The organism is Rhodococcus sp. T7, from assembly GCF_009872365.1.
Classification (GTDB): Bacteria; Actinomycetota; Actinomycetes; order Mycobacteriales; family Mycobacteriaceae; genus Rhodococcus_F.
The window spans coordinates 38,378-65,217 of the sequence record NZ_WXYH01000265.1; the positions used below are offsets into that span (position 1 = coordinate 38,378).

Annotated in this window: 21 protein-coding genes; 7 read left to right on the forward strand and 14 right to left on the reverse strand. The window is 69.0% G+C overall.

The window, feature by feature from the left end; all coding sequences use genetic code 11:
* Positions 1-43 precede the first annotated feature (43 nt).
* The 3 genes from recC to recD are packed head-to-tail and all read left to right on the forward strand — an operon-like array spanning position 44 to position 8,468.
* Complete coding sequence (recC, locus tag MLGJGCBP_RS22635; protein ID WP_160098156.1) at positions 44-3,304, forward strand: exodeoxyribonuclease V subunit gamma; 3,261 nt, start codon at positions 44-46, stop codon at positions 3,302-3,304.
* On the forward strand, positions 3,262-6,603 hold the full coding sequence (locus MLGJGCBP_RS22640) for a UvrD-helicase domain-containing protein (RefSeq protein WP_160098158.1): 3,342 nt from the start codon (positions 3,262-3,264) through the stop codon (positions 6,601-6,603). The genes recC and MLGJGCBP_RS22640 overlap by 43 nt, the downstream gene beginning before the upstream one ends.
* A complete protein-coding gene (recD, locus tag MLGJGCBP_RS22645) occupies positions 6,600-8,468 on the forward strand; it encodes an exodeoxyribonuclease V subunit alpha (protein ID WP_160098160.1) in 1,869 nt (622 codons plus the stop codon). Before MLGJGCBP_RS22640 ends, recD begins: the two co-directional genes overlap by 4 nt.
* On the opposite strand, the gene MLGJGCBP_RS22650 is transcribed toward recD, so the two are convergent.
* The 6 genes from MLGJGCBP_RS22650 to MLGJGCBP_RS22675 all read right to left on the reverse strand — a co-directional run bounded on the left by MLGJGCBP_RS22650 (position 8,386) and on the right by MLGJGCBP_RS22675 (position 13,418).
* Positions 8,386-8,916, reverse strand: a complete 531-nt coding sequence (locus MLGJGCBP_RS22650; protein ID WP_160098162.1) for a DoxX family protein — start codon at positions 8,914-8,916, stop codon at positions 8,386-8,388. The genes recD and MLGJGCBP_RS22650 overlap by 83 nt on opposite strands.
* 19 nt (positions 8,917-8,935) lie before the next feature.
* Positions 8,936-9,424, reverse strand: a complete 489-nt coding sequence (locus MLGJGCBP_RS22655) for a DUF4188 domain-containing protein (RefSeq protein ID WP_160098164.1) — start codon at positions 9,422-9,424, stop codon at positions 8,936-8,938.
* A gap of 130 nt (positions 9,425-9,554) precedes the next feature.
* On the reverse strand, positions 9,555-10,043 hold the full coding sequence (locus tag MLGJGCBP_RS22660; protein ID WP_160098166.1) for a pentapeptide repeat-containing protein: 489 nt from the start codon (positions 10,041-10,043) through the stop codon (positions 9,555-9,557).
* A gap of 339 nt (positions 10,044-10,382) precedes the next feature.
* Positions 10,383-10,772: an excalibur calcium-binding domain-containing protein gene (locus tag MLGJGCBP_RS22665; protein ID WP_160098168.1), complete on the reverse strand. Its 390-nt coding sequence runs from the start codon at positions 10,770-10,772 to the stop codon at positions 10,383-10,385.
* Positions 10,773-10,974: 202 nt separating this feature from the next.
* A complete protein-coding gene (locus MLGJGCBP_RS22670) occupies positions 10,975-11,901 on the reverse strand; it encodes a polysaccharide deacetylase family protein (protein ID WP_160098170.1) in 927 nt (308 codons plus the stop codon).
* A gap of 23 nt (positions 11,902-11,924) precedes the next feature.
* Positions 11,925-13,418 (reverse strand): purine-cytosine permease family protein, encoded by a 1,494-nt coding sequence (locus MLGJGCBP_RS22675; RefSeq protein WP_160098172.1) that lies wholly within the window; start codon positions 13,416-13,418, stop codon positions 11,925-11,927.
* A gap of 109 nt (positions 13,419-13,527) precedes the next feature.
* Between MLGJGCBP_RS22675 and MLGJGCBP_RS22680 the strand changes: the two genes are divergently transcribed.
* The 4 genes from MLGJGCBP_RS22680 to MLGJGCBP_RS22695 all read left to right on the forward strand — a co-directional run bounded on the left by MLGJGCBP_RS22680 (position 13,528) and on the right by MLGJGCBP_RS22695 (position 18,837).
* Positions 13,528-15,033, forward strand: coding sequence for a PucR family transcriptional regulator (locus MLGJGCBP_RS22680; RefSeq protein ID WP_160098174.1), 1,506 nt, complete (start codon positions 13,528-13,530; stop codon positions 15,031-15,033).
* Positions 15,034-15,328: 295 nt separating this feature from the next.
* Positions 15,329-16,663, forward strand: coding sequence for an MFS transporter (locus MLGJGCBP_RS22685; protein WP_160098176.1), 1,335 nt, complete (start codon positions 15,329-15,331; stop codon positions 16,661-16,663).
* A 60-nt stretch (positions 16,664-16,723) separates the two neighbouring features.
* A complete protein-coding gene (locus tag MLGJGCBP_RS22690; protein WP_160098178.1) occupies positions 16,724-17,944 on the forward strand; it encodes a M24 family metallopeptidase in 1,221 nt (406 codons plus the stop codon).
* A 74-nt stretch (positions 17,945-18,018) separates the two neighbouring features.
* Positions 18,019-18,837: an IclR family transcriptional regulator gene (locus MLGJGCBP_RS22695; protein ID WP_160098180.1), complete on the forward strand. Its 819-nt coding sequence runs from the start codon at positions 18,019-18,021 to the stop codon at positions 18,835-18,837.
* Here the strand turns inward: MLGJGCBP_RS22695 and MLGJGCBP_RS22700 are convergent.
* The 8 genes from MLGJGCBP_RS22700 to MLGJGCBP_RS22735 all read right to left on the reverse strand — a co-directional run bounded on the left by MLGJGCBP_RS22700 (position 18,834) and on the right by MLGJGCBP_RS22735 (position 26,832).
* Positions 18,834-19,523 (reverse strand): hypothetical protein, encoded by a 690-nt coding sequence (locus MLGJGCBP_RS22700; protein WP_160098182.1) that lies wholly within the window; start codon positions 19,521-19,523, stop codon positions 18,834-18,836. The two genes, MLGJGCBP_RS22695 and MLGJGCBP_RS22700, sit on opposite strands and share 4 nt — an antisense overlap.
* A gap of 1 nt (position 19,524) precedes the next feature.
* The gene (locus MLGJGCBP_RS22705; RefSeq protein WP_160098184.1) at positions 19,525-20,907 is read right to left on the reverse strand and encodes an L-serine ammonia-lyase; all 1,383 of its coding nucleotides are present in this window, start codon (positions 20,905-20,907) and stop codon (positions 19,525-19,527) included.
* A 4-nt stretch (positions 20,908-20,911) separates the two neighbouring features.
* Entirely contained in the window at positions 20,912-21,325 is a 414-nt protein-coding gene (locus tag MLGJGCBP_RS22710) for a glycine cleavage system protein H (protein ID WP_160098186.1), read from the reverse strand.
* 152 nt (positions 21,326-21,477) lie between these two features.
* Positions 21,478-22,137 (reverse strand): aminotransferase class IV, encoded by a 660-nt coding sequence (locus tag MLGJGCBP_RS22715; RefSeq protein WP_160098188.1) that lies wholly within the window; start codon positions 22,135-22,137, stop codon positions 21,478-21,480.
* Positions 22,134-23,042, reverse strand: a complete 909-nt coding sequence (folP, locus tag MLGJGCBP_RS22720; protein WP_160098190.1) for a dihydropteroate synthase — start codon at positions 23,040-23,042, stop codon at positions 22,134-22,136. Before folP ends, MLGJGCBP_RS22715 begins: the two co-directional genes overlap by 4 nt.
* Positions 23,043-23,115: 73 nt before the next feature.
* A complete protein-coding gene (locus MLGJGCBP_RS22725) occupies positions 23,116-23,709 on the reverse strand; it encodes a sarcosine oxidase subunit gamma (protein WP_160098192.1) in 594 nt (197 codons plus the stop codon).
* Entirely contained in the window at positions 23,702-26,557 is a 2,856-nt protein-coding gene (locus MLGJGCBP_RS22730; protein ID WP_160098194.1) for a 2Fe-2S iron-sulfur cluster-binding protein, read from the reverse strand. Before MLGJGCBP_RS22730 ends, MLGJGCBP_RS22725 begins: the two co-directional genes overlap by 8 nt.
* Positions 26,554-26,832, reverse strand: a complete 279-nt coding sequence (locus MLGJGCBP_RS22735) for a sarcosine oxidase subunit delta (RefSeq protein ID WP_124389817.1) — start codon at positions 26,830-26,832, stop codon at positions 26,554-26,556. The genes MLGJGCBP_RS22730 and MLGJGCBP_RS22735 overlap by 4 nt, the downstream gene beginning before the upstream one ends.
* Positions 26,833-26,840: the final 8 nt, after the last annotated feature.

Below are 26,840 nucleotides of genomic sequence, written 5' to 3' on the forward strand. Positions count from 1 at the left end.
GTAAGTCTGAGCCGACCGGAGTTGGGGGGCGAAGGGAGGCCACGTGCTCGTACTGCATCGCGCCGAGCGTTCCACCACTCTCGCGTCGGCTCTCGGCGACGTGCTCGCGACCCCGCTGTCCGATCCGTTCGCCCGTGAGGTCGTCGCCGTCCCGGCGAAGGGTGTGGAGCGCTGGCTCACTCAGCGACTCTCGACCGCGCTCGGTGCCCGGCCCGGCGTCGGCGACGGGGTGGCCGCGAACATCGACTTCCCGTCACCCACCCGGCTCGTGGACGAGTGCCTCGCCGCCGCCACCGGCGTGTCCGCCGACGACGACCCGTGGCACCCGTCCCGGGTGCTGTGGGCGCTGCTCGGTGTCGTCGACGAGTGCCTCGGCGAACCCTGGTGCGCCGTCCTCGCGAAACACCTCGGGCACGGCCGCCCCGACACCGACAATCACCGGCCCGGCAGGCGCTACGCCACGGCGTCGCACCTGACCGAACTGTTCCGCAGTTACTCCGCGCAGCGGCCCGCGATGCTGGTCGACTGGGCGGCAGGCCGGGACTCCGACGGTGCCGGCGGTCCGCTCGACGAGGACCTGCTGTGGCAGGCCGAACTGTGGCGGCGGCTGCGTGCGAGGATCGGCGGCCCCGCGCCCGCCGAGCGCCTCGACTCCGCCTGCGCCCGGCTGCGCGAGGAACCGGACCTCGTCGAACTCCCCGGCAGGCTGTCGCTGTTCGGTCCGACGCGCCTCGCGACCGATCAGATCGCCGTGCTCGCCGCACTGGCCGTCAATCGCGATGTGCACCTGTGGCTTCCGCATCCGAGTCCCGCACTGTGGTCGTCGTTGTCGACGACGGACGGCGTCCTCGCACGCGCCGACGACCACACCGCGCTGTCCGTCGCCCACCCGCTGCTGTCGAGCCTGGCGCGGGACGTGCGCGAACTCGAATCGAGACTGACCCGCCTCGACGTCGACGACCTCCACCACGCGGGACCCCCGCCGCCAGACTCCCTGCTGGGGTGCCTGCAGGCCGATGTCCGGGACGACCGGGCGCCGACGCTCGCGGAGTGCACCGCCGACGCGTCCGTGCAGGTCCACGCGTGCCACGGGCCCGCGCGACAGGTGGAGGTCCTGCGCGAATGCCTCCTGCATCTCTTCGAGGACGACCCGACTCTCGAACCGCGCGACGTGCTCGTCATGTGCCCCGACGTCGAGTCGTACGCGCCGCTGATCCGGGCCGCGTTCGGGCAGGACGTGCTCGGGCATCCCGGTCACCGTTTGCGGGTCCGGCTCGCGGATCGGGCTCTGCATCAAACCAATCCGGTGCTCGCCGTGGTGGCGAGTCTCCTCGAACTCGCCGACGCGAGGGTGACGGCCAGTCAGATTCTGGACCTGTCGGCGGCCGCGCCGGTCCGCAGGCGATTCCGGTTCGGCGACGACGACCTCGAACGGATCCGCGAGTGGGCATCCGCGACGGGGGCCCGCTGGGGAATCGGACCGCGACAGCGCGCGGCGTTCGGCCTCGGCGACTTCCCGCAGAACACGTTCACCACCGCACTCGACCGCATCCTGCTCGGCGCCGCGGCCGACGAGTCCGAAGGCGAATGGCTCGCCCTCGCACTTCCACTCGACGACGTCGACAGCAACGACATCGACCTCACCGGGAGGCTGGCCGAGTTCGTCGACCGCCTCGACGTCGCGTTGCGCGGGCTGGCCGGGCCGCAGTCCGTCGCGGACTGGTCGAGTGCGCTCACCCGGGCGCTGGACCTGCTCGTCGACGTCGGTGCCGCCGACACGTGGCAATTGGCGCAGGCCAGAAGGGAACTCGGGGCGGCGACGGAGCACGGCGGCGACACGGTCCTGCGACTGTCCGACGTGCGCGCCATGCTCGCCACCCGGCTCGCGGGACGTCCCACCCGCGCGAACTTCCGCACCGGGGAGCTGACGGTGTGCACCATGGTGCCGATGCGCTCGGTGCCGCACCGCGTCGTCGTCCTCCTCGGCCTCGACGACGAAGTGTTCCCGCGGGGCGTGAGTATGGACGGCGACGACGTGCTGGCCCGCAATCCTCTGCTCGGCGAACGCGATCCGCGCAGCGAGGACCGGCAGTTGCTGCTCGACGCCGTCATGTCCGCCGGCGAGAAACTCCTGCTGTTCTATACGGGCGCCGACCCCGTCACCGGCATGTCGCGACCTCCTGCGATCCCGCTGTCCGAATTGCTCGACGCGGTCGCGGCCACCGTGGGGAGCGATGCCCTCCCCGGCATCGTGACGCGGCATCCGTTGCAGCCGTTCGACGCCCGTAACTTCCGGCCCGAGCACCCGTTCAGTTTCGACCGGGCGGCGCTGGCCGGTGCCCGCGCCGCGCAGCACCCGCCCGAACCGGTACCCGCGTTCCTGCCGGCGCCGCTGGTGCCGCCGCCGCCGGCCCCCGTTGATCTCGCCGAACTCGTCGCGTTCCTGGTGCACCCGACGCAGGCGTTCCTGCGGCAACGGCTCGGGTTGCGAGTCCCCGACGTGGACGAGGACCTCGCCGACGCACTGGACGTGGCGCCCGATCCGCTCGCCCGCTGGGACCTCGGCCAGAGGATGCTCGTCGCGCGACTGTCGGGAACCGAACCGGCCGACTTCCGCGCCGCCGAGTGGCGCCGGGGCACGTTGCCGCCGTACAAGTTGGGGGAGGCGGTGCTCGCCGACATCGAGCACGCGGTCGAGTCGCTCGTCGCGGTCAGCGGGTCCGTGCACGTCGGGCGCGCGGAGACGGTCGACGTCGATGTCGATCTCGGCAACGGACGGCGCCTCACCGGGACCGTCGGGGGTGTGCACGGATCGGTGATCGCGAGCACCACGTATTCGAGGTTGGGGCCGAAACACCGCCTCACCGCGTGGGCCCAATTGCTGGCGGTCGCGGCGTCCGACCGCAACGGCGACATCGAATGGACAGCGGTGACCACCGGCCGCGGCTCGTACAGCCGCCCAGCGTGGCGCTCGACCCTGACGGCACCGGAGAACCCGCTGGAGGAACTGGTGCGACTGGTCGAACTGCGCGATCTCGGGTTGCATGCGCCGTTGCCGATCGCCACGAGTGCGTCGGCGGCCTACGCCGAGCGACGTCACGGCGGCAGCAGCATGGAGGACGCGATCGAGGCGGCCCGGAAGGAATGGAGCAGTGATTTCGGTGACGCACGCGACCGCCACATCACGTACGTGTACGGGTCCTCACCCGGCATCGACGTCCTCGGCGACGCGGTGACCATCGAGAACTACGCCCGGCAACTGTGGGCGCCGCTGCTCGCCGCCGAGACGGTGGCGCAGCCGTGACCGGCGCGCGGGGTTTCGACCTGCTCGGTCCGTTGCCGGAGGGCACGACGGTTCTCGAGGCGAGCGCCGGTACCGGGAAGACGTACGCGATCGTCGGTCTGGCCGCCCGCTTCGTCGCCGAGGGCGGTGTCGACCTGTCACAGTTGTTGCTGGTGACGTTCAGCCGCGCCGCGACGCAGGAACTGCGGGAACGCACCCGTGAGCGATTCGGTTCCGCCGCAGCCGCATTGGCCGACCCCGCGGCCGCGCGGCTGAGCGCGGACCACGTGATCCGGCACCTCGCCGAGGCCGACGCCGACGAGGTGACGCTGCGCCGCCGGCGTCTGCTGCAGGCACTGTCGGACTTCGACGCCGCCACCATCGTCACCACCCACAGCTTCTGCCAGCGCATGCTCGACGGACTCGGGATCGCGGGCGAACGCGACCCCGACACGGTGCTCGTCGAGGCCGCCGACGACCTCACGACGGAGGTGATCGCCGACCTGTACCTCCGGGCGTACAGTCGCGCCGACTCCGTTCCATTCACACCCGCCGAGGCCACCGCCGCCGCCCGCGCCGCCATCTTCGACTCGCAGGCCGTGCTCGCCCCGGAAGATGCGCGGGGCACCCCGGCCGGAGAGCGGGTGGCGTTCGCCGAGGCGGTCCGCGCCGAAGTCGACCGCCGCAAACGCGCGGTGGGACTGCGTGACTTCGACGATCTCCCCATGCTCCTCCACCGCGTCCTCAGCGATCCCGAGCACGGTGCGGCGGCCTGCAGGCGGGTCCGCGAACGCTACAGCGTCGTGCTCGTCGACGAGTTCCAGGACACCGACCCCCTGCAATGGGACATCCTGCGCCGCACCTTCCACGACAGCGGAACACTGGTGCTCGTCGGCGATCCGAAGCAGGCGATCTACGCGTTCCGCGGCGCCGAGGTCCTCAGCTACCTTGACGCGGTGCGCTCCGCCGACCGGCACCAGGAATTGACCACCAACTGGCGCAGCGATCAGGAACTCCTCGACGGCCTCGAATACCTGCACGGCGGCGCCGCACTCGGGCATCCCGAGATCGTCGTGCACCGCGTCGACGGTGCGCGGCCGAAGTCGCGCCTCACGGGTGCCGTGCCGCTGCGGCTGCGGTACCTGCCGCGCACCGGCGCCGGGCCGCTCAACAAGTCGGGATACCCGGGAGTGGGGCCGCTCCGGAAGAGGATCGCCGCCGACCTCGCCGCCGACATCGTCGCCCTCCTCGACGGCGGCGCGACACTCGACGTCGGGGGAACCGTCCGACTCGTCGAGCCCGGCGACATCGCGGTCCTGGTGCGCACCAACGCCCAGATCACCCTGGTCCACGACGCCCTCGACCGGGCCGGGGTGCCGTCCGTGCTCGCCGGTGGGGCCAGCGTCTTCACCACTCCCGCTGCGCAGCACTGGCTCTGGATCCTGCAGGCCATCGAGCAGCCGCACCGCGCCGACCGGGTGCGGCTGGCCGCGCTCACCCCGCTGCTCGGACAGACGGCCGAGGAACTCGACGCCCGCGGCGACGACATCGTCGCGGAGGTGGGCGGGCAGCTGAGGGAGCTCGGCTCGGTGTTCGCGCAGTCCGGTTTCGCGGCGCTGTTCGAACGACTGTCCGCGGTCGGCGCGCTGGAGGCGAGACTGCTCCGGGTGGCGGCGGGCGAGCGGGCGCTGACCGATCTCCGGCACGTGGCGCAGTTGCTCAACGGTGCCGCCGTCGAGCAGTCGCTCGGCCTGACGGCGGTCATCCGCTGGCTCACCGAACGCATGAAGGATCCGACGTCGGGCGGGGTGGACCGCAGCCGGCGGCTCGACAGCGACGCCGCGGCGGTGCAGATCGCGACCGTCCACGCCAGCAAGGGCCTTGAATTCCCGCTCGTCTACCTGCCGTACGCGTGGGACGCCGCCACGATCTCGAAACCGACCAAACTGTTGCTGCACGACGACGCCGGGCGACGCGTCCTCGACGTCGGCGGCCCCGGCAGCCCCGGCTACGCGGACCGCAGGAACCGGCACGACGCGGAGGAGGCGGGGGAGGAGTTGCGGCTGCTCTACGTCGCGGTCACCCGGGCGATGTGCGGGCTCGTGATGTGGTGGGCGCCGGCATTCACGACGGCCGGTGCGCCGCTGCACCGGATGATCCTGGGCCGGCAACCCGGGCAGCGGGACGTCCCTCAGAAGGTCTCCGTCCCCGAGGATCCGATTGTCGCGGAACGGTTGTCGGCCTGGGGCACGGCGGCACCCGAGGCGGTGACCGTCGAGGCCGTGGGTTCCGAACCCATCCCGCGGGTCGACTGGACACCCCAACGAGAGCCCAGCGGCGACCTCGAGGCCGCGAGGTTCCGTCGGCTGCTGGACACGCGGTGGCGTCGCACGTCGTATTCGGCGTTGACGGCGTCCGCACACGACGCGCCCGCTGTCGGCAGCGAAGCGGAGGTCGAGGAGAAGACGGACGAGCCGGACGAACCGCCGCTGCACGCGCCGGACGACGTCACCGCGGGATTGCCGTCGACGATGAACGAACTGCCGGGCGGCGCGACGTTCGGCACGCTCGTCCACGCCGTCTTCGAGATCGTCGACACCGCGGCACCCGATCTGGACGACGAAGTCCTGCGGTGCTGCCGCGACGTGATCGCGTCGACCCTGTCGGACGTCGATCCGGCCCAGCTCGCCACGGCGCTGGTACCGGTGCTGCGCACTCCGCTCGGCGCGGGGACACTCGCGGACCTGGCCCCCGCAGACCTGCTGGCGGAACTCGACTTCGAACTGCCCCTCGCAGGCGGCGACACGCCGTCGCTCACAGTGATGCTCGACGGTATCGGCCGACTGCTGCGCACCCACCTTCCCGACGACGACCCACTCCGGTCGTACGCCGACGCCGTGCAGACCCTCGAGCCGACCCCGCTGCGCGGATACCTCACCGGCAGCATCGACGCGGTGCTGCGGCTGCCCGGACCGCGGTACGTCGTGGTCGACTACAAGACCAACCGTCTCGCGCAAGGCGACCTGACCACCGCGCACTACACCCGCGAGAGGATGGCCGCGGAAATGCTGCGGGCGCACTATCCACTGCAGGCTCTGCTGTATTCCGTTGCGCTACACCGCTACCTGCGCTGGCGGCAGCCGGATTACGATCCGGCCGTGCACCTCGGTGGTGTGCAGTACCTGTTCGTCCGCGGGATGGTCGGGCCCGGCACGCCACCGGGCTGTGGCGTCTTCGACTGGGCGCCGCCCGCCGCGCTGATCACCGCGCTGTCCGACCTGTTGTCCGGGTCGGCCTCCACGCAGGAGGCGGCGCGATGACCGGGGTGGAGGTGGCGCAGCGCGGCAAGGGGATGCTGCGGATCTTCAACGAGGCCGGGGTGCTGGCCGCCGCCGACGTGCACGTCGCGCTACGGTTGTCGGCGCTCGGGGGCGAATCTTCGGAAAACGTCGTGCTGGCGACGGCGCTGGCGGTGCGCGCGGTCCGGTCCGGTTCGGTGTGCCTGGACCTGACGCGGTTCCGGGAAGTCACCGTCGACGAGGAATCCGAGGTCGATCTCGACGCCCTGCCCTGGCCGGACGACGACACCGTCGTCGCGGCACTGCGCCGGAGCCCGCTGGTCACGGGTGGTCCCGCGGGACCGCTACGACCCTTGCGGCTCGTCGACACGGCCGAGGGCGGGCTGCTCTACCTCGACCGGTACTTCCGGCAGGAGGCGACCATCCGGCGGGTTCTCGACCAGCGCGCCGTCGGGTATCCCGTCGTCGACGAGCAGTCGCTGCGGGACGGGCTGGACGCGTTGTTCCGCGACCAGCACGACGACACGGCGCAGGCACCGTCGCCGGATCGACAACGGATCGCGGCCGCGGTCGCGGCCACCCAGTGGACGTCGGTGGTGGTCGGCGGCCCCGGAACGGGCAAAACCCACACCGTCGCCCGGGTGCTGGCGTTGCTGATCAGGCAGCCCGGGCCGGGACGGCGTATCGCGCTGGCGGCACCCACCGGGAAGGCCGCGGCGCGGTTGCAGGAGTCGGTGCGCGAGCAGGCCGACGCACTCGGGTTGCCGTCCGAACTGACAGCGATGACACTGCATCGGCTGCTGGGCTGGCAGCGTGGACGCGGCAGCCGCTTCCGTTACAACGCGAACAACCACCTGCCCTACGACGTGATCGTGGTCGACGAGACGTCGATGGTGTCGCTGACAATGATGTGCCGGCTCCTCGAGGCTGTCCGCCCCGACACCCAGTTGGTGCTCGTCGGAGACCCGGATCAGCTGACGTCCGTCGACGCGGGCGCGGTCCTGGCCGATCTCGTCGCGCGGCCGGTGTCGGGTACCGAGAATCCGGTGCTCTCCAGGATCGTCGGCGACGACCTCGACGCCGCTGACGACCCACTCGAAGCCGCGCTGAGTGCGGGCGAACGGGACAGATTGCGGGGCGGAGTGGTCCGGCTCAGCCGCGGGCGGCGCTTCGGCGGCGCCATCGCCGAGCTTGCCGTCGCGGTGCGGGAAGGCGAGCCGGACGAGGTCGTGGAGATCCTGTTGCGCGGTGCCCCCGAGGTGTCGTTCCACGGACCCGAAGATCTGGACGCACTGCGGGCAGACGTCGTGGCAACGGCTGCCGCGGTCACGGGGTCCGCGGAATCCGGCGATGCCGCTGCTGCACTGCAGCATTCGGAGAGGCACCGGCTGTTGTGCGCGCACCGGGAAGGTCCGTACGGGGTGCAGCGGTGGGCGCGGCAGGCGATGGAGTGGATCGGGGAGTCGACGGGGCAGCGACTGGACCCGGATCGCTGGTACCCGGGCCAGCCGCTGATGGTGACTGCCAATGATCACGAAACGAAGATCTACAACGGCGACACCGGCGTGATCGTGCGCCGGGACGACGACGAACTGTTCGCCGCGTTCGTGCGCGGTAGCGAACCGTTCCTGTTGCATCCGACGCACCTGTCCGCGGTGCAGACGGTGTACGCGATGACGATTCATCGCAGTCAGGGCAGCCAGTACGACACCGTGACCGTGGTGCTGCCCGGCGCGGCATCCTCGCTGTTGACCCGCGAATTGCTGTACACCGCAATCACCCGGGCGCGAAAGCACGTGCGGATCATCGGAACCGAGGATGCGGTGCGGGCGGGAGTGCAACGCCGGGTGCTTCGAGCGAGTGGGCTTCGGAGGGCGATTCCGTAGCCCGGCCCCGCACGGACGAGATCACGACGGCGAGGGACGCCGACAGGAACACGACCTGCAGGAGTGTGCGGGGGAGCAGCGCTTCGAACGGTCCCGTCGCCAGTCCTTCCACGGCGGCGTACACGTTCGCCGGGAACATCAGGATCAGCAGGGCGGTGAGGCACCCGGCCGCCCACGGCGCGGTGCGCCGGATCAGCAGTCCCGCGGCGCCGGCCAGTTCGAGCAGACCGGTCAGGGTCACCAGCAGACTCGGGTTCGGCAGCGACGGTGGAACCATGGCGACGAGTTCCGCACGCAGTCCGACGAAGTGGGCCATCCCGGTCAGTGTGAACATGGCCGCGAGTCCACCCCGCAGGGCGACGGGCCACGGCCGGAACCGGCGCACACCGGCCGCGCCCGCGGCGAGCAGTGCCAGAGTGACGGCGACGAGGGCGATCAAGGGTTCCATGGTCAGTCTCCTGAATCGATCAGTCTTCGTGGGTACCGCTGCGCGACAACCGGTCGCGGGCAGCATTGAACTTCCGTGCGACGGGCACACGCGTCGTGGCCCGGGCCAGGCCCATCGCCGGTGTGCCGACGTAGATCGACTCGGCGCGGTCCACCGGATACGTCTCGTGCCAGACGCCGACGGCGCCGGGTGCCTTGCGGGCCCGCCGGTTGAACGCGGCCCAGGCCGGTCGGTGCTTCGCCCGACTGTCGCTGGCGTAGGCGTACAACTTGTCGACGGAGTTCCAGTACTGAATCACCGTCGGGCCGCGCCCCTCGAATGTCAGGCGGTAACCCAGCAGACCCGAATCGGGGTCCTCCGAGAGTTCGCGCAACATCCTCGGCATCGCGGCAAGGGTGGGCAGCCACAGGTCGGGCCGCCACGGCCGGTTGATGGTCATCCCGATCAGGAAGACCACCAGTTCGCCTTCGTAATGGTGCGTCGAACGGGTGGGTTCGATCGTCGTCATGTGACGCCTCCAAGATTGGATATTGGAACTATCTAATAATGGATAGTGACAGTATCTAATGTCAAGGGGTGCGCGCACGTAAAAACCCGGGCCGCGCAGTGCGCGGCCCGGGTGGATGGTGCGGGGTGGATTACGGCAGCGGGACCTGCGGTGTCACCGGCACGACCGAGGCAAGCGCGCGCTCGTGGGCGTCGGTGGACCATTCGGGCTCGGTCGTGATGTTCAGGTCCCCGACGATCGTGCCGAAGATGTCGATGTCCGTGCTGTACAGAATCACCGCATTGCGCTGCGAGTCCGTGAAGTTCGTGCCGGTGATGTTCGCGTCACTCAGGTCGGCGTGCGACAGATCCGCTGCGGCGAAGTTCGTGCCGGTGAGGTTCGCCCGCTTCATGTTCGCGCCCGCCAGGTCGGCGAAACTCAGGTTCAGGCCCGCCAGGTTCGCGGAACTCAGATCCGCGCCCGGGCACGTCGTGCGGTCCTCGGGGCTCGGATTCGCCACGATCCTGCAGCCGTTGATCTCGGTGAGAACATCCGCCCCGGCCGTGCCGGCGCTCGCGGCGAATGCGGCACCCCCGGCCAGCGCGACCGCGCCCAACGTCCTGAAATATGTCCTGCCCATGCCGGACCGCCCCCTCGCGTAGAACCTCAAACCGTCATCGCCGAACTTAGTGCCGACCACCCCGCCCCGCACGGGAACGGCGACACCGGCTGGTCTGGCGGGGTTGACGGGGCAAACGCACCCCTTCTCGGTACGCGCACCGCTTCTAGGGCCCGAATTTGGGTGCGTCTGCGCAGAAGGGGTGCGTCTGCGGGGTGTCTCGCAGGCGTGATCGCGGGGTGGTCGCGGGGGTGACGCACAGACGCACCCCTTCGCGGTAGACGCACCACTTCTAGGGCCTGAATAGGGGTGCGTCCGCGCATAAGGGGTGCATCTGAGGGTGGCGCGGTCGGTGATCGGCTACTCGCAGGCGATGCCGTCGTTGTCGCGGTCGAGGTGTGACGCGTAGCCGTCCTGGCCGCGGTAGATCGGCGTGACGCCGGCGTTGCGGGCTTCGGTGCAGTTCTTGTAACCCGCCTGCGGTGCGGGGGCCTGCGGTGCGGGCGCGACCTGCGGTGCGGGGGCCGCTTGCGGAGCCGGCGCGACCTGCGGTGCGGGGGCCGGTGCTGCCGGAGCGGCGGGTGGCGGTGGCAGGAGGGGGTTCACGGCGTCCGCCGAGCCGCTCGGGATCAGGGACGCGATCTCCGGGGGAAGGAAATCGAAGATCGTCGCCGCCTGCGCGGAAGGTGCGGCCGCCATCGAAATGGCGGCGCAGCCGAGGATGCCGAGAACTAGCCGTCGAGCCTTCATTTTGTACCTCGTTCAGGGTGGTGTGGCGCTTCCACGGAATGGTCGACGAACGCCACAACGTCGATTCATTCGGTGTGAAGGGAATGGTAGCCAGTGGCGCTGATATTCGAAAGCTGTTGAGGCGCAACAGTCCTGTCTGTCATTCAGGCGAATGACAGAACCCTCGACCTACTTGAACGAAAAACTACCGAGAAATATACCCTCAGTGTTCGGACCTCAGTGTGGCGCGGGCTGGGGGAGTCTTTCGGATGTGCACGTCGGGGAAGGTGGGGATCTCGAATCGGGTGTGTGTGAAGGGTTCGGTGCAGACGCGCTGGGCGTGTGCGGCGATCTCGCCGAGGGTGGTCACCCACATTCCGTCCATTGCCTTGACGTTCTCGACGAGTCGTTCCAGTGCTGCTGCTTTGGAGGGCCGTCCGGAGATGAACGGGTGGTTCGTGAGGACGAAGCACCCGCCTTCGGTGTGTTGGGCCTCCGCTTCCAGGGTCCACATCTCGAGGACCTTGGCGGGACTTTCGATGACGCCGCTGCCGGTGACACCCGGGTAGAACGCATATTGCTCCCAGTCGTCGAGTGCCCAGTCGACGGGGATCTCGATCAGGGTGCGCCCCGATTCCGGGCTGGTCGCCATCAGGTACGGTTCGTCGCCGTCGAGCAGGCTGGAGTCGTAGACGAATCCTCGTTCGGCGAGGAGTTCGGGTGTGTGCCAGTTCATTTCCCACCAGGGTGCACGATAGCCGACGGGACGGATGCCCGCGACCTCTTCGAGCGCGTCGAGTCCTCGGTCGAGGTAACGTGCCTCGGTGGCGGCGTCGAGGCCCTTCATGGGTTCGTGCAGATACCCGTGGTGCCCGACCTCGTGGCCGCCGTCGATGATGGCGCGGACCGTGTCGGGGTAGCACTCGGCGGTGAATCCCGGCACGAAGAACGTCGCGTGCACGCCCTGGCGCTCGAGCAGTCGCAGAATGCGGGGGACGCCGACGCGGGGGCCGTAGGACTGGTGGCTCATCAGCGACATTCGGTTCGCCGAGGTGGGATCGTGGGCGAGGACGCAGGATTCGGCGTCGACGTCGAACGTGAAGGCGGCGGCTGCGGTGTGGCCCTGCGGCCACGTGAATTCGTTGTTCACGAGTGCTCCTGGTGTGTAGGGGGTCAGTTGCCGGTGAGGACGTCGGGGGAGTCGGTGGTCGCGGCCGATCGTGTCGGGGATTGGCCGGTGATGCGGTAGGGGCGGTGCGCGCGGGGGCCGAGGACGGCGTAGAGGGCGGCGGCGACTCCGCCACCTGCCAGCCAGGACAGGTCGAGCCCGCCGAGCGCGCGTGCCGCGAAGCCCTGCGTGAGGCTCGTGGCGCCGTACATGAACAGCCACGTCGCGGCGATTCCGGCGACGAAGCATCCCATCGTGATCCAGTTGACGTCGGGCAGTCGGCGCGATCCGATGGGGTCGAAGAGCCGGCGTGCGTCGATCTGTCGTTTCTCGACCCGGAAGTAGTGGACGAGCATGATGCCTGCCCAGCTCGCGATCCAGGCCACGATCGCCGCCAGCCACGTCTCGAGCACGGTGGCCAGGCTGGATTGGAAGATGAAGAAGACGACCACGACGAGGGCGAACACGCCGACCAGCAGGTTCAGCTTCCGGCGGTGCACCTTGATGTCGAGGGCCTGCGCGGCGACCGAGAACGTGTAGATGTTGAGGATGTTGGTGGCGATCGGCCCGTGAATGACGAGGAACAACACCGGCAGCGCCAGCGCGCCGAAGTTCGACACGATCAGCTCACCCGGATCCACCGAACCGTTGGTCGTGGCGAGGCTCGCGCCGAGCACTCCGAGCCACACCACGGGAACGAACTGGCCGAGCGTGCTGGTCAGATACAGTTTGCGCCGCGACACCGTCCGGCTCACGAACCGTGAGTAGTCGCAGGCGTAGGTGAACCACGTGATTCCCCAGCCGATTCCGATCACGGTCATCACCGTCGACATGGCTGCGATCCGGGCGCCGCCGTGCAGGACTTCACCGGTGGGTCCGGCATACGACCAGTCGATGTCGAGGTGGAACCAGGCGACGACGGACATCAGGACCAGTACCGCCAGCGTCGGTGGAACCGTCCAGCGCTCGAATGCGGCGATGACGCGGTACCCGAACCACGCGATGGTCACCTGAATCGTCATGATGACCGCTCCGATGAGGACCTTCGCTGCCAGGTTCCGCTCGTGCGGGTCGACGAGGTCCAACTTGCCGAGCAGTGCCATGACCAGGTCGAGGACGATCCAGGTGTTGACGGCGCACCACCCGACGGCCAGGCAGGCCTGGATTGCGGCCGGCAGATAGGCGCCGCGCCGGCCGAACGCCGCCCGCGACAACACCATGCCGGTGACGCCGGTACGCTGGCCGATGAGAACGAAAACGCCGAAAAGTGCCATGCCGACGATGTTTCCGGCGACAAGAACGATGAGCGTGTCTCGGAGACCGAGTCCGAGGCCGATGCCGAGAGCGCCGAGAACCCAGTTGATGGGCGCGATGTTCGCCCCCGCCCAGATCCAGAATTGGCCGGAGACACGCGTCGTGCGCGCTTCCTCGGGGATGGGTTGCAGTACTTCTTCGACGTCGTGAATGTGGGGACTGTCGGTGGGAATGTTCTTGACCATCGGACTCCCTTGGTGAGGCCTTGTGGGCTTCCCATCTTCCGGTGCGTGACCCACATCACACCATTTACACTTTGCCAATAAAATCGGGTTTGTCAACGAACGGAATGTCATGTCGCTGTCGTTAGCCGACGTCCTCGCGCACCCGAGCCTGGCTGCCGGACGCCCCGTCGTTCGTGTCGGAGCCCACCTGTCGACGCAAACGGTGCGCTGGGTGCATTCGAGCGAGGTCATCGACATCGCGCACCTTCTTCGCGGCGGTGAACTACTGCTGACCGCCGGGTTCGCGCTCGCATCCGCCGATCCGGACCGACTGCGGCGGTACGTGCGCGAATTGTCGGCTCGCCGCGTCGCCGGAGTGGCCATCGAGACCGGGTCGCAACTGCCGCGGATCCCCACGGAACTGATCGAGGAGGCGTCGGCGGTGGGGTTGCCGGTGGTGGAGTTGCGGGGGGTCGTGCCGTTCGTCGAGGTGGCCGAGGCGATCAACGGCCTGTTGGTCAACGAATCGGTGCAGCGGCTGCGTCGTGGTGACGCCGTCGCGCACGCGTTGTCGGAGGAACTGGCGCGCGGTGGCGGTCCCGGCGAGTTGCTCGCGGTGCTCGCGCGACTCCTGCCCGGCGACGTGACCCTGCTCGACGCGACCGGCGACGTGATCGCGGCCCTCGGGAACGAGATCGCGACTCCTGCCGCCGATGCGGGGCTGTTCTCGGTACCGGTGGCGGTTCAGGGTGTCGGCGTCGCGACGCTCGTGGTGTCTCCGGACGACCCGGCCGATCACGTCACCGCGGAGGCGATCGTCGAGCGAGCGCCGGCAGCGCTGGCGATCTCGCTCCTGCGATCCTTTCCGCCGTCGGCCGCGGTCCGCGCCGCGCAGGCGTTGCTGCGGATCGTCAGCCGGCCGAATCCTGCGCCCGAGCGTCTCGTTGCGGCCGCCCGCGCGGCGGGGCTGGCCGAGGGAGTGTCGTACGTCGGGGTCGTCGGCCGTTCGGTCGACGGTCCGGTGGCTCTCGCCGCTGTCGATGCGACGCTGCATCGGTACTCGGCCGGAACGGTGTCGTCCGTGGCCGGTGACGAGTTGCACGCGATCATCGTTGTCCGGGCCGACGACCGGTCCGGGTCGTGCACTGCGCTGGCCGAGTCCCTGCGCACGACGTCCCGGGCGGAGCAGGCCCGGGTAGCGGTGGGGCCGGTGGTCACCGGCCTGACCGGATTGCCCGGGACGCTGGCGGAGGCGCGGTTCGTGCTCGACCTCGCGGGCGATCTGGGCGTCGCCGACACCGTGGTGGTCGCCGCGGAACTCGTTCTCGAACGCCTCGTCCGGCGAATCGGCGATCCTGCGTTGCCGGCCGGGTTCGTCCGGGAGATGCTCGGGCCGCTCCTTGCAGTGGGTGCGGAACGTGGTCGCCGCCTGATCGACACGTTGGACGTCTACCTGCAGTGCGGGTGCAACAAGACCGAGGCGGCGGCCCGGTTGCACGTGCAGCGCCAGACGCTGTACCAGCGGCTCGAGCAGATCTTCGCACTGCTCGGCGAGGATCCGACGGGTTCGCCGCGGCTTGCCGCCGTGCACCTCGCGACGCGCCTCTACCTCGGTGGTGTGGTCGACGCCAACTGACATCCTCCGGGGTCGCGGAACCCGGAGCAAGGATCGCTTGTTGCAACAGGGTTGCATTCGCGTGAACTTCCCCGGAATCGCGCGCGGAGGTGGCGGCATCTCCCATTCGACGTGCTTACTGCGGTTTCAGGCCCGGCTCATTCCCTGCGCCCCGGATTCTGGTGCGGTGACGACGCGCCCGTTGACATGTGACGGTGCGCACAATACTGTCACTGAACGAATCGCAGTTGCATTCAAAGCAACGACAGCTATTCGTTGCAGTCGGCAGGCGCCGACGCCCCGAGAAGGAGTGGGCATGGCCCAAAACCTGAATTCCCCCTCAGCTGCGCCGCAATCGGAAGCGGCCGGCGCGGTGAACCCCTCGCCCCGGGTTCTCCGGCGAGTCGTCGCGGCGAGCTTCGTCGGCAACTTCGTCGAGTGGTTCGACTACGCCGTATACGGTTATCTCGCAACGGTTATCGCGGTGGTCTTCTTCCCCGAGGCCGCGCCCACGACGGGCCTGCTGGCCACGTTCGCCGTCTTCGCCATCTCGTTCGTCATCCGTCCGATCGGCGGTCTGGTCTGGGGTCACTTCGGGGACAAGATCGGCCGCCGCACCGCGTTGTCGCTGTCGATCCTCATCATGTCGGCGTCGACGTTCTGTATCGGCCTGATCCCCAGCTTCGATCAGATCGGGTACCTCGCGCCGGTCCTGCTGCTGCTCGTCCGCATGGTGCAGGGATTCTCGGCCGCCGGCGAGTACGCGGGCGCGTCGGCGTTCCTCGCCGAATACGCCCCCGATCGCAAGCGTGGCCTGTTCACCAGTGTGGTGCCCGCGTCCACCGCCGCCGGACTTCTGTTCGGATCGTTGATCGCGGCACTGCTCACCGCGGTGCTTTCGACGGAACAGCTCAACGGGTGGGGCTGGCGGTTGCCGTTCCTGCTCGCGGCGCCTATGGGTCTGATCGGCCGCTACATCCGGTTGAAGCTCGAGGACACCCCGAAATTCCAGGAAATGGAACAGAACGTGGAGGCCAACGCGCCGCTGTCGATCCTGTTCACCCATCATCGACGCGCGATCGTCATCGCCTTCGGGGTCACCTGCCTCAACGCGGTCGGCTTCTACCTGATCCTCAGCTACATGCCGACCTACCTGTCGGAGGTGTTGAACGTCGGGCACACAGCCTCGTTCGTCGCCGCGTCGATCGCCCTCGCCTGCTACATCGTCTTCATCTTCGGGATGGGTGCGCTCTCGGATCGATTCGGCCGCAAGCGAGTTCTCATCGGCGCGTCGATCTGCTTCGCCGTGTTCACCGTCCCGTTGTTCAGCGTGCTCGGGGCTGTCGGGATCGTCGGTGTCGTCGTCATCCAGATCGTGCTGTGCGCGTTCCTCACCATGAACGACGGCACGCTCCCGACCTTCCTGTCCGAGATCTTCCCCACCCGGGTCCGCTACAGCGGGTTCGCCTTCAGCTTCAACACTGCCAATGCCCTGTTCGGCGGCACCGCGCCGTTCGTCGCCACCCTGCTCATCGAGATCACCGGCAGCCCACTGGCGCCCGCGTGGTACCTCGTCGCCGCAGCCCTCGTCGCCATGGGCTCGATGATGATGGCCCGCGAAACCTCTCGGCGTCCACTCGCCGACACCTGACCACCCGTTCACCCACCACGTGCGGCATCACCCGATGCCGGCAACTCGACAAGGAGCACCATGAACCTCGAGCGCATCAAGAGCATCCCCAACGGCGAGAAGGTCGTTCCCACGTTCTCCCCGGTGGAGATGGACCGCAGGCTCGTCGCACTGCGTAAGCACATGGCGGACAACGGGGTCGCCGCCGCGCTGTTCACCAGCTACCACAACATCAACTACTACTCCGACTTCCTCTACACCGCGTTCGGCCGTCCCTACGCCCTCGTCGTCACCCAGGACAGTTCGACCACCGTGTCCGCCAACATCGACGCCGGCATGCCGTGGCGGCGCACGTTCGGCGAGAACGTCGTCTACACCGACTGGCGCCGCGACAACTTCGAGTACGCAGTGCAGCAGGTGCTGGCGAACCAGGGCATCTCGCGCGGCATGCTCGGTGTCGAGGACGACCACCTCACCCCCGACCTGCGGTCCCGCGTCGCGGCGGTCCTGCCGGGAATGACCTTCACCGACGTCGCCAAGGCTACGATGCGGCAGCGCATGGTGAAGTCGCCCGAGGAGATCGAACTGATCAAGCACGGCGCCCGGATCGGCGACCTCGGCGGCGAGGCCATCCGCGACGCCATCACGGAGGGCGTCCCGGAGTACGAGGTGGCGATTGCCGGGTCGAACGCGATGATCCGGGAGATCGCGGCCACCTTCCCGCACGCCGAACTGCGCGACACGTGGGTGTGGTTCCAGTCGGGTATCAACACCGACGGCGCCCACAACTGGGCCACCAGCCGACGCGTCGAGCGCGGAGACATCCTGTCGCTGAACTGTTTCCCGATGATCGCCGGCTACTACACGGCGCTGGAGCGCACGCTGTTCTACGGTGAGCCGTCGCCGGAACATCTGCGACTGTGGGAGGTCAACGTCAAGGTTCATCGCCGCGGCCTCGAGCTCATCAAGCCGGGCGCGGTCTGCAAGGACATCGCGGCCGAGCTGAACGAGATCTACGAGGCCGAGGGTCTGCTGCCGAACCGCACGTTCGGGTACGGGCACTCCTTCGGCGTGCTCTCGCACTACTACGGGCGCGAGGCGGGCCTCGAGCTCCGTGAGGACATCGACACCGTCCTCGAACCCGGCATGGTCGTGTCGATGGAACCGATGATCATGGTTCCCGAGGGAATGCCCGGTGCCGGCGGCTACCGTGAACACGACATCCTGGTCGTCGGCGAGAACGACGCGGAGAACATCACCCGGTTCCCGTTCGGGCTCGAACACAACATTCTCGGCATCTGACCGGTACGCCGACCCTGCCGCAGGTGTGGCAGGGTCGGCAGGAGTACCAGCCGAGTCGAAGGAGCACAGCGGACATGAGTGTGGACGACGTCGATCAGCTCGGCGATCAGAACGGTGACGCGAAGCCGTCGCCGTCGGTTCTGCTCAACGGGCTGCGCGTTCTGGAGGCGTTCTCGATCACAGAACCGGTGCTCGGCGTCACCGAGATCGCGCGGAAGGTCGATCTGCACAAGAGCAGTGTGTCCCGGATGCTCGCGACCCTCGAGAAAGCGGGGTACGTCGAGCGGGAGGAGGGGACCGGGCGGTACCGCCTCGGTCTCGGCGTGATCGGCCTGGCCGGGCCACTGCTGGCGAACCTCGACGTTCGGCGGGTGGCGCTGCCCGAACTCGAAGGCCTCACGCGGCGGACCGAGGAGACGAGTGCCCTGATGGTGTGGAACGGCCACGAATCCGTCGTCGTCGAACAGGTTCCGAGTCCCAAGCAGGTCAAGCACACGGCCGCGGTCGGCACCCGTTACGACACGTATGCGAGTTCGTCGGTCCAGGTCTTCCTGTCCGACATGCCGCGCGCCGAGGTACAGCGGCTGTTCGAACGGCGGCTGCTGCTGGGGCCCGACGACGCCGACTCGGTGAGCGAGTACCTCGACGAACTGGGCGAGATCCGCGATCGCGGGTACGCCGTCAACGACGGCCGGACGTCGATCGAGGAGGTCGGCATCTCGGCGCCGGTCCACGATCACCGTGGCGTCCTCGTCGGCGCGGTGATGCTGTCCGCACCCCGGTTCCGGGTTCCCCACACCATGCTGGACTCGCTCGGCCGCACCGTCGCCGAATCGGCCCGCACGGTGTCCGCGCGGCTCGGTGCCCCCGGGCCGGATCGGACGCGGGCCTAGCCGGTCGCCGCGCAGTACCGGTCGGACAGTCTTCCCACGCCCGTCCGCCAGGGTTCGAGGAGTGTGTCGAGGTGGGCGGACGTGAGGTCGCCGGTGCCGGCGAGGTCGGCGACGGCGAGTGCGGCTGCCGCGTCGCGGACCGCGGTCGCGACGTCCGAGCGGACACGTTCGTCCACCCGCACCGTCGCGTCGTCCATGTACTGCCGCTCCCACGCGGCATCCTGTGCGCGATACCAGGATTCGAGTCGACCGGCCTCGCAGGCGGCGTCACGCGCGCAGGCCCATGCCCCGAGCCTGCGGTGGCTGCCGACGACACCCGTCGTCCACGTCGGCACGGCGAATCCCTCGTGCAGAACGGATGCCGCGTCGACGGCATGTCCGACCACGCTGCGCCAGTTCGGCCCGAACGTCGCCGCGCACTCGGCACCGGAGACGTCGATCTCGTCGAGCAGCGCCACCGCGTCGTCGACGTGCCCGGGGTCGAGGAAGTACTCCCCGGGGAGCCCGCGCCGTTGCAGCACCTGGAACGCGACGAACGCCTCGCCGCGCAGTGGTGCGCAATGCAGCAGGACGGCGAGCACGGACAATCGCGCGTCCGGCACCGAGGGGCCGCGGTCGGGGACGGGATGCCTGCGGATGACCTGCGCGGCCTGTGCGGGGAGAAGTCGAAGTTCGTCGGTGATCATGTCAGCACTCGACGTAGTTGACCGGGACGTTGACGGCGAGACCGCCGGTGGACGTCTCCTTGTACTTCGACAGCATGTCGGCGCCGGTCGAGCGCATCGTCTCGATCACCTGGTCCAGGCTGACGCGGTGGGTACCGTCGCCGCGCAGGGCCATCCGGGCGGCGTTGATGGCCTTGCCCGCCGAGATCGCGTTCCGTTCGATGCACGGAATCTGGACGAGGCCCTCGATGGGGTCGCAGGTGAGGCCGAGGCTGTGTTCCATGGCGATTTCCGCGGCGTTCTCCACCTGTTCCGGTGTGCCGCCGAGGATCTCGGCCAGTCCTGCGGCGGCCATCGAGGCCGCCGAACCCACCTCGCCCTGGCAGCCGACTTCGGCGCCGGAGATCGACGCCCGCTCCTTGTAGAGGGATCCGACTGCGCCGGCCGCGAGGAGGAACCGGACAGCGGTCTCGTCCGGGTCGGCCCGTCCGGCGGGCGTGTAGTGGACGGCGTAGTGCAGGACCGCGGGGATGATGCCCGCGGCGCCGTTGGTGGGGGCGGTGACGATGCGCCCACCCGACGCGTTCTCCTCGTTGACCGCGAGCGCGACGAGGTTGACCCAGTCCTCCGCGAACGCGGGATCACGCTGTGGGTCTTCCTGATCGAGCCGCAGATACCAGTCCCGGGCGCGACGCCGGACGCGCAGCGCACCGGGAAGGAGCCCGTCGCGGGAGATGCCGCGCCGCTCGCACTCGACCATGACGTCGCGGATGTGGAGCAGCCGGTCACGGATCTCCGCGGCCGAACGGGTTTCGCTTTCGAACTCGTGCATGACCTGGCTGATGCGGTATCCGTGCCGCGCGCAGATGTCGAGAAGTTCTTTCGCGGACCCGAACGACGACCCGCTCACCGGCGCCGGCCGGTGTTCCGTGCTCTCGGCTTCGGTGACAACGAATCCGCCACCGATCGAGAAGTACGTCTCCCGATGGATTTCCACGTTCCCGGCCCCATAGGCCGTCACCGTCATCCCGTTCGGGTGGAACGGCAGGATCGTCAGCGGGTGAAGGACGATCTCGTCCTCGGCCAGCGCGATGTAGTGCGAGCCGCCGAGCGCGATGCGCCGCGTGGTCCGCATCGCCCCGAGTCGCTGCTCCATCTCCTCGGTTTTGATCGTCTCGGGCCGATACCCCTCGAGGCCGAGCAGGACCGCGGACATCGTCCCGTGACCGGCACCGGTCGCGGCGAGCGAGCCGTACAGGTCGACGCGGACGTCGGTGACGTCGTCGAACGCGCCGAGCGTGTGCAGGTCGGACACGAATCGCGCGGCCGCGCGCATGGGCCCGACGGTGTGCGAACTGGAGGGGCCGACACCGACGGAGAACAGGTCGAACACGCTGATGGTCATGTGTTTACACCGCCTCGCTGAGTTCGGTCGCGTATTGCGCGGGTGTGAGGAGTCCGTACGCGGACGAGGTCGGCGAGGGCAGGACGGCGAACAGCCAGCCACTGTGAAACGGGTCGTCGGCGACGAGTTGTGGATTCTCGGCGGCGTCGGCGTTCGTCATCGTGACGAGTCCGCTGATCGGCGCGTACACCGTGACGGCGGTCCGGGCGGACGACCACACCAGGGCGCAGGGGGCGCCTGCCTCGATCGTGCTGCGGACTGCCGGAAGTTCCAGCCGGACCACTTCGACGTCGTCGAGGGCCGTGTCGGTGACGCCGGCGCGAAGCGGAAAGTCGGAGAAGTTCTGTCCCGGTGCGAGGGCCACCCAGCTGTGCGTGGCCGTGAACCGTCGATCCGAGGGAATCTGTCGAGCTCTCATGCCTTTTCCTTTGACAGTCGGGCGGTGGGGTCGCGGACGTCTCGCTGGTGATCAAACAGGTCGGATATTGATATATCAGTGTTAGTGATAACGGTAGGTCAGGTGGCGAGGTGGGTCAAGAGGTGATCCGGAGAACGTTCGGAACGGAGCGGTTACGGCCGGAGGGTCGCGGGCAGTACGCCCTTGAGCGAACTCGTCACGGCCAGTGCCTCGGCGGCCAGGAGGTCGCTCGGCGTGAGAATCCGCTCGCGCATCAACCCGCGGTCGAGCTGCCACGACCGCTCGACACCCGGCAGGCATCCCGACGACAACGGCGGCGTCCACCAGACGCCGTCGATCCGGGCGGCGAGGTTCGCGATCGTGGTCTCGGTGACGTGTCCGAGTTCGTTGACCAGCACGACGTCGTCGGCATCGGGATTGCGGTGACGCCTGCGGTCGTACCGCTCGCGCAGCGTCGTCTTGTGCCCGAGGAGGATGTCGAGGGAATCGACGGGCTCGTCGTCCAGGACGAGCGATACGCAGGCAGGCGCGACCGGAGGAGCGAAGACGTCGACGTCCACCCCGCCGTCGCGGTGCAGTCGCACCCGGACCCGGGCCGCTCCGGCGCACGGCAGCTGTTGCGCGAGTTGGCGCCGAACCTCTCGTTCCTCGAACTCGTACCCGAGGACCGCCGCCGAGTGTGCCAGACGCGACAGGTGACGATCGAGATGCCGCAAGCCCGTGCGGGGATCGTGATACATGGTCTCCATCAACTGAACCTCAGCTGAGTCGAGCGTCGCGAGCCCCACTGCGGCGGACATGGAAGCGTTCACAGGGCGGAGTCTCGATTCGGCACGTGACTGGAGGTGGCGGGACCACGATATACGAGCGCACGGTATACCGATACCGCGTCGACGGTGGCGGCGACGTCGTGGACGCGGAGGACGGCGGCGCCGTTCTGGGCGGCGATCAGGGCTGCGGCGACGGATGCGGCTTGCCGGTGGTCGACATCGCGGCCGGTGATGGCTCCGAGCATGCCCTTCCTCGACAGGCCCGCCATGACCGGAAGTCCGATCTCGGTGATCTGCCGGAGTTCGGACAGCAGCCGGAGGTTGTGTGCCAGGGTCTTGCCGAATCCGAAGCCGGGGTCGAGCAGGATGTGCTCGGCCGGGATGCCGGCGGCGTGGCAAGCGTCGATCCGGGTGAGGAGGAACCGGCGGACCTCGTGCACGACGTCCCGATATCGCGGTGAGCCCTGCATCGTCGCCGGATCCCCGAGCATGTGCATCAGGCAGACCGGGACCTGCAGGTCGGCGGCGGCCTGCAGCGCGCCGGGCAGCCGCAGGGCACGAACGTCGTTGATCATCGACGCGCCGGCGGCGACCGCCTCGCGCATCACCTCGGGGCGTGAGGTGTCGACCGAGATCGGGACCGACGTGTGGCGCGCGAGCGCCTCGACCACGGGAACCACCCGGTCGATCTCGTCGGATACCGACGGTGGTGTCGATCCGGGCCGGGTCGACTCCCCTCCGACGTCGAGGAGATCGGCGCCCTCGGCGACGAGCGACAACCCGTGATCGACCGCCCGTGCGGGATCGCGGTAGCGGCCGCCGTCCGAGAACGAATCCGGGGTCACGTTGACGATTCCGCAGACCAGGGGAATGTCGCGGGCGAGCGCGCCGAGCAGTCGTTCGGCGCCGGCCGTCGGGGGCGCGTGCAGAATCGAACGTGGGGGCATGGTGCGAACCTCCTTGCAGGGATCGGCCCGGGGGGGGCGCCGTCATGTCGCCCCCGGGCCGAGAACTGTCGCGTTACACGGGACCGACGCCGAATTCCTCGGCGGCATCGATCAGCCACTCGGCGAGATACCGGGCGAACGAGGCCCGCACCAGGATGCGGTAGTCGGTGCCGCTGTCGTCGAGTGCGATCAGCACGACACCGGCGAGGCCGAGCATGGTCTGCACGGCCGATCCCGGACGGAACACGGTGGGGTGCAGGTCGATCGAGCAGCCCTTGGCCAGGATGTCGCGGGCGTGTGCCCCCGTGAGCCGGATCGTCGTGCGCTGCCCGGAGACGTCGATCGCCGCGCCGCCGTGCGGGGTCACCGCGGTCCGCAGCGTTCCCTCGAGTTCCTCGGGGGACTGGGATCGCGTGGTGATCAGCCATTCCTCCGGGCCGAGCCAAACCGCGGTGACCGCGCCGCTGTCCACCCGGGTCGACGGTGTCGTGGGCAGGTCGATACCGAGCGCGGTGCCCGCCGCCGCCCCACCGGGGCCGCTGGGGTTCACCCACAGGTCGACCATCGAGACGAACGGCTCCTCGGTGATGCGCACCGACTCGGGGAGCGCCGAGAACTTCTGGTCCCAGCCGTGCAGGGGGCTGAGCGGGACGAGGGTGTCAGCCATCGCGACGTGCTCCTTCGGGATCGACGAGAACGGAACCGGTGACCTCCACGGCCACCAGGCGGCCGTCCACCGGGACGTGCAGGGTGTCACCGACTCGGGCTCGGCCACCCTTGACGAGGGCGAGACCGAACGGGCGGCCGAGTTCGGCGCTGAGGTAGCTGGAGGTGACGTGCCCGAGCATCGGGACCGGCGCGGGTGGCAGGTTCCCGTCCAGTACCTCCTCGATGATCTGCGCGCCCTCGGGCAGCACGGTCTGCTTGTCGAGGGGCAGCAGTCCGACGAACTGTTTGCGCAGCGGGTTCTGGTTCTCCTCCCGGCTGAAGGAGCGCTTGCCGACGAAGTCGACCTTCTTCTTCGACACTGCCCAGCTCATTCCGAGGTCCTGCGGGGTGACGGTGCCGTCGGTGTCCTGCCCGATGATCGGGTATCCCTTTTCGGCGCGCAGGACGTGCATGGTCTCGGTGCCGTACGGGGTGATGTCGAACTTCTCGCCGGCGGCGATCAGGCGCGCCCAGACCGCGGGGGCGTGCCAGCCGTTGACGTTGACCTCGTAGGCGAGTTCGCCGGAGAAGCTGACCCGGGCCACCCGCACGTGCAGGTCGCCCAGGGCCGTGTCCCGCCAGGCCATGAACGGGAACGCGTCGTTGGTGACGTCGAGGTCGGGGAAGACCTCACCGATCATGTCACGCGATTTCGGTCCGACGACGGGGAACGTCGCCCACTGCTCGGTGACGGAGGTCAGCCGCACCTGCAGGTGGGGCCATTCGGTCTGGAGCCATTCCTCCATCCAGTCGAGGATCTTCGCGGCGCCACCGGTGGTGGTGAACACCTGGTACCGGTCGTCGGCCAGGCGCATCACGGTGCCGTCGTCGATGACCATGCCGTCGACGCCGCACATGACGCCGTAGCGGACCATGCCGACCTTGAGGGTGCTCATCATGTTCGTGTAGAGCATGTCGAGCAGCACCCCGGCGTCGGGTCCCTGAACGTCGATCTTGCCGAGGGTCGAGCCGTCGAGGATACCGATGCTGCGGCGCACGGCGGCGCATTCGCGCAGCACCGCCGCGTCCATGTCCTCCCCGGGCAGCGGGTAGTAGCGGGGACGCTTCCACTGGCCGACGTCCTCGAACACCGCGCCGCGGCCGACGTGCCAGTCGTGCAGAGCCGTCACCCGCTCGGGGTCGAATAGGGCGCCGCGACTGCGGCCGGCGAGGGCGGCGAACGCGACCGGGGTGTACGGCGGCCGGAACGTGGTGGTGCCCAGCGTCTCGATCGGGCGGCCGAGGAGTTCGGCGGTGATGCCGGAGGAGATCACACCCGACGTCTTGCCCTGGTCGTGCGCGGTGCCGATGGTCGTGTAGCGCTTGATGTGCTCCATCGACGTCATCCCGGCGCCGACCGCGCGGGCGAGGTCGGCGACCGTCGCGTCGCGCTGGACGTCGACGAACTGGGTGTCCTGTCCCGCGGCGTCGGGCACCCGCCACAGCACCAGGGGCTTCGTCGTCTCGGGTGCGACGGACGGTGCGGAATCCGCAGCGGGGGCGTCGAAGCCCAACGCGCCCAGAATATCCCGGCCCGCGCGCTCGCCGTCGTGCAGACACCCGCCGAGGTCGAAGATGCCGTTGGCGGAGCCGGCGACGGTGACGCCGTCGAGGTCCTCGCCGGGCACGAACGCACCCAGATTCTCGTCGTACTTCAGTTTGCCTCGGGCCTGGCTGAATAGGTGCACGGCCGGGTTCCAGCCGCCGCTGACGAGCAATGCGTCGCACGCGAGCGGGACCGCGGTGCCGGTGTCGTCGCCGCGGGAGGTGACGAGGGCGTGGCTGACCCGGCCGTTGCCACGGGTGCCGCATACGACGGACCCGGTGCGGACGGGGATTCCGCGCGCCTCGCATTCGGCCAGCAGGCCGGCGGGGGCGGTGTCGCGGGCCTCGACGATCGCGTTGATGCGGACACCGGCGTCGTGCAGGTCGATCGCCGCCTCGTACGCACTGTCGTTGGTGGTGAACACGACGGCCTGCTCGCCGACCGTGACGCCGTAGCGGTGCAGGAAGGTGCGGGCGCCGTGCGCGAGCATGATGCCGGGGCGGTCGTTGTCGGTGAAGACGACGGGACGCTCGTGCGCTCCGGCGGCGACGAGGATGTGCCGGGCGCGGATCCGCCAGACACGTTGGCGGCTCAGAGCGGCCGGGGCCTCGACACCGAGATGATCGGTACGACGCTCCAGGGCGAGGACGAAGCCGTCGTCGTAGTTGCCGAACGCGGTGGTGCGCTGCAGGTGCAGCACGTCCGGGTAGGTCGCCAGTTCGGCGACCGCGGCCGCGACCCAGTCGAGAGCGGGAGCGCCGTCGATCCGATCCGTGCTGCCGAGCAGGTCGCCGCCGGCTTCGCACTGCTCGTCGACGAGAACGACCCGCGCACCGGCCCGGGCCGCGGTGAGCGCGGCGGCGAGACCGGCCGGGCCGGCGCCGGCGACCAGAAGGTCGGTGTGGACGTGCTTGGCGTCGTACTTCGCCGAATCGGCGATGGTCGCGAGACGTCCCTGACCGGGGATGCCGCGGGCGACGAGGCCGTCGAACAACTCGATGGTGGTGGCGAGCAGCATCGGCTCGGGGAACGGCTCCTCGATCTGCACGAGGCCGCCGGTGTCCTCGGCCCAGGCGGCGGTGATACCGCGGGGCCTGCCGAGCTTGATGCTGGTGGTGACCTGGTGGACGCCGTTCGCGAGCAGCGCCGAGCCGAGCGTGTCACCGGGGTGACCGGTCAGTTCCCGGCCGTCGAACGTGAAGGTGTAGGAGGTGTCGCGGTCGAGGCGACCGCCCTGGCGGGTGCGGAAGGGTGCGTTCACGATATCGTCGGCTTCTGCTCGTCCAAGCGGTAGACGCTGTGGAATCGGTAGGTGGCGGTGTCTCGTACGGCGTTGAACCAGCGCCGGCAGCCGGCGCTGTGGTTCCACCGTTCCGCGAAAAGACCTTTCGGGTTCGCGCGGAAGAACACGAAGTGCGCCCATTCCTCGTCGGTCAGCGACTGCGGGTCTTCCGGGTACACGACGTGGGCTTCGCCGCCGTAGTGGAACTCGGTTTCCTCCCGGGACCCGCACCACGGGCATTCGATGAGTTGCATTGTGGCTC

Coding starts and splice junctions, on each gene's coding strand:
- MLGJGCBP_RS22660 (WP_160098166.1), bottom strand. CDS start 10,043: ATGGGCAGGACATATTTCAGGACGTTGGGCGCGGTCGCGCTGGCCGGG.
- MLGJGCBP_RS22680 (WP_160098174.1), top strand. CDS start 13,528: ATGTCGCTGTCGTTAGCCGACGTCCTCGCGCACCCGAGCCTGGCTGCC.
- MLGJGCBP_RS22665 (WP_160098168.1), bottom strand. CDS start 10,772: ATGAAGGCTCGACGGCTAGTTCTCGGCATCCTCGGCTGCGCCGCCATT.
- MLGJGCBP_RS22655 (WP_160098164.1), bottom strand. CDS start 9,424: ATGACGACGATCGAACCCACCCGTTCGACGCACCATTACGAAGGCGAA.
- MLGJGCBP_RS22735 (WP_124389817.1), bottom strand. CDS start 26,832: ATGCAACTCATCGAATGCCCGTGGTGCGGGTCCCGGGAGGAAACCGAG.
- MLGJGCBP_RS22675 (WP_160098172.1), bottom strand. CDS start 13,418: ATGGTCAAGAACATTCCCACCGACAGTCCCCACATTCACGACGTCGAA.
- MLGJGCBP_RS22705 (WP_160098184.1), bottom strand. CDS start 20,907: ATGACCATCAGCGTGTTCGACCTGTTCTCCGTCGGTGTCGGCCCCTCC.
- MLGJGCBP_RS22695 (WP_160098180.1), top strand. CDS start 18,019: ATGAGTGTGGACGACGTCGATCAGCTCGGCGATCAGAACGGTGACGCG.
- folP (WP_160098190.1), bottom strand. CDS start 23,042: ATGCCCCCACGTTCGATTCTGCACGCGCCCCCGACGGCCGGCGCCGAA.
- recD (WP_160098160.1), top strand. CDS start 6,600: ATGACCGGGGTGGAGGTGGCGCAGCGCGGCAAGGGGATGCTGCGGATC.
- MLGJGCBP_RS22650 (WP_160098162.1), bottom strand. CDS start 8,916: ATGGAACCCTTGATCGCCCTCGTCGCCGTCACTCTGGCACTGCTCGCC.
- MLGJGCBP_RS22685 (WP_160098176.1), top strand. CDS start 15,329: ATGGCCCAAAACCTGAATTCCCCCTCAGCTGCGCCGCAATCGGAAGCG.
- MLGJGCBP_RS22710 (WP_160098186.1), bottom strand. CDS start 21,325: ATGAGAGCTCGACAGATTCCCTCGGATCGACGGTTCACGGCCACGCAC.
- MLGJGCBP_RS22700 (WP_160098182.1), bottom strand. CDS start 19,523: ATGATCACCGACGAACTTCGACTTCTCCCCGCACAGGCCGCGCAGGTC.
- MLGJGCBP_RS22690 (WP_160098178.1), top strand. CDS start 16,724: ATGAACCTCGAGCGCATCAAGAGCATCCCCAACGGCGAGAAGGTCGTT.
- MLGJGCBP_RS22725 (WP_160098192.1), bottom strand. CDS start 23,709: ATGGCTGACACCCTCGTCCCGCTCAGCCCCCTGCACGGCTGGGACCAG.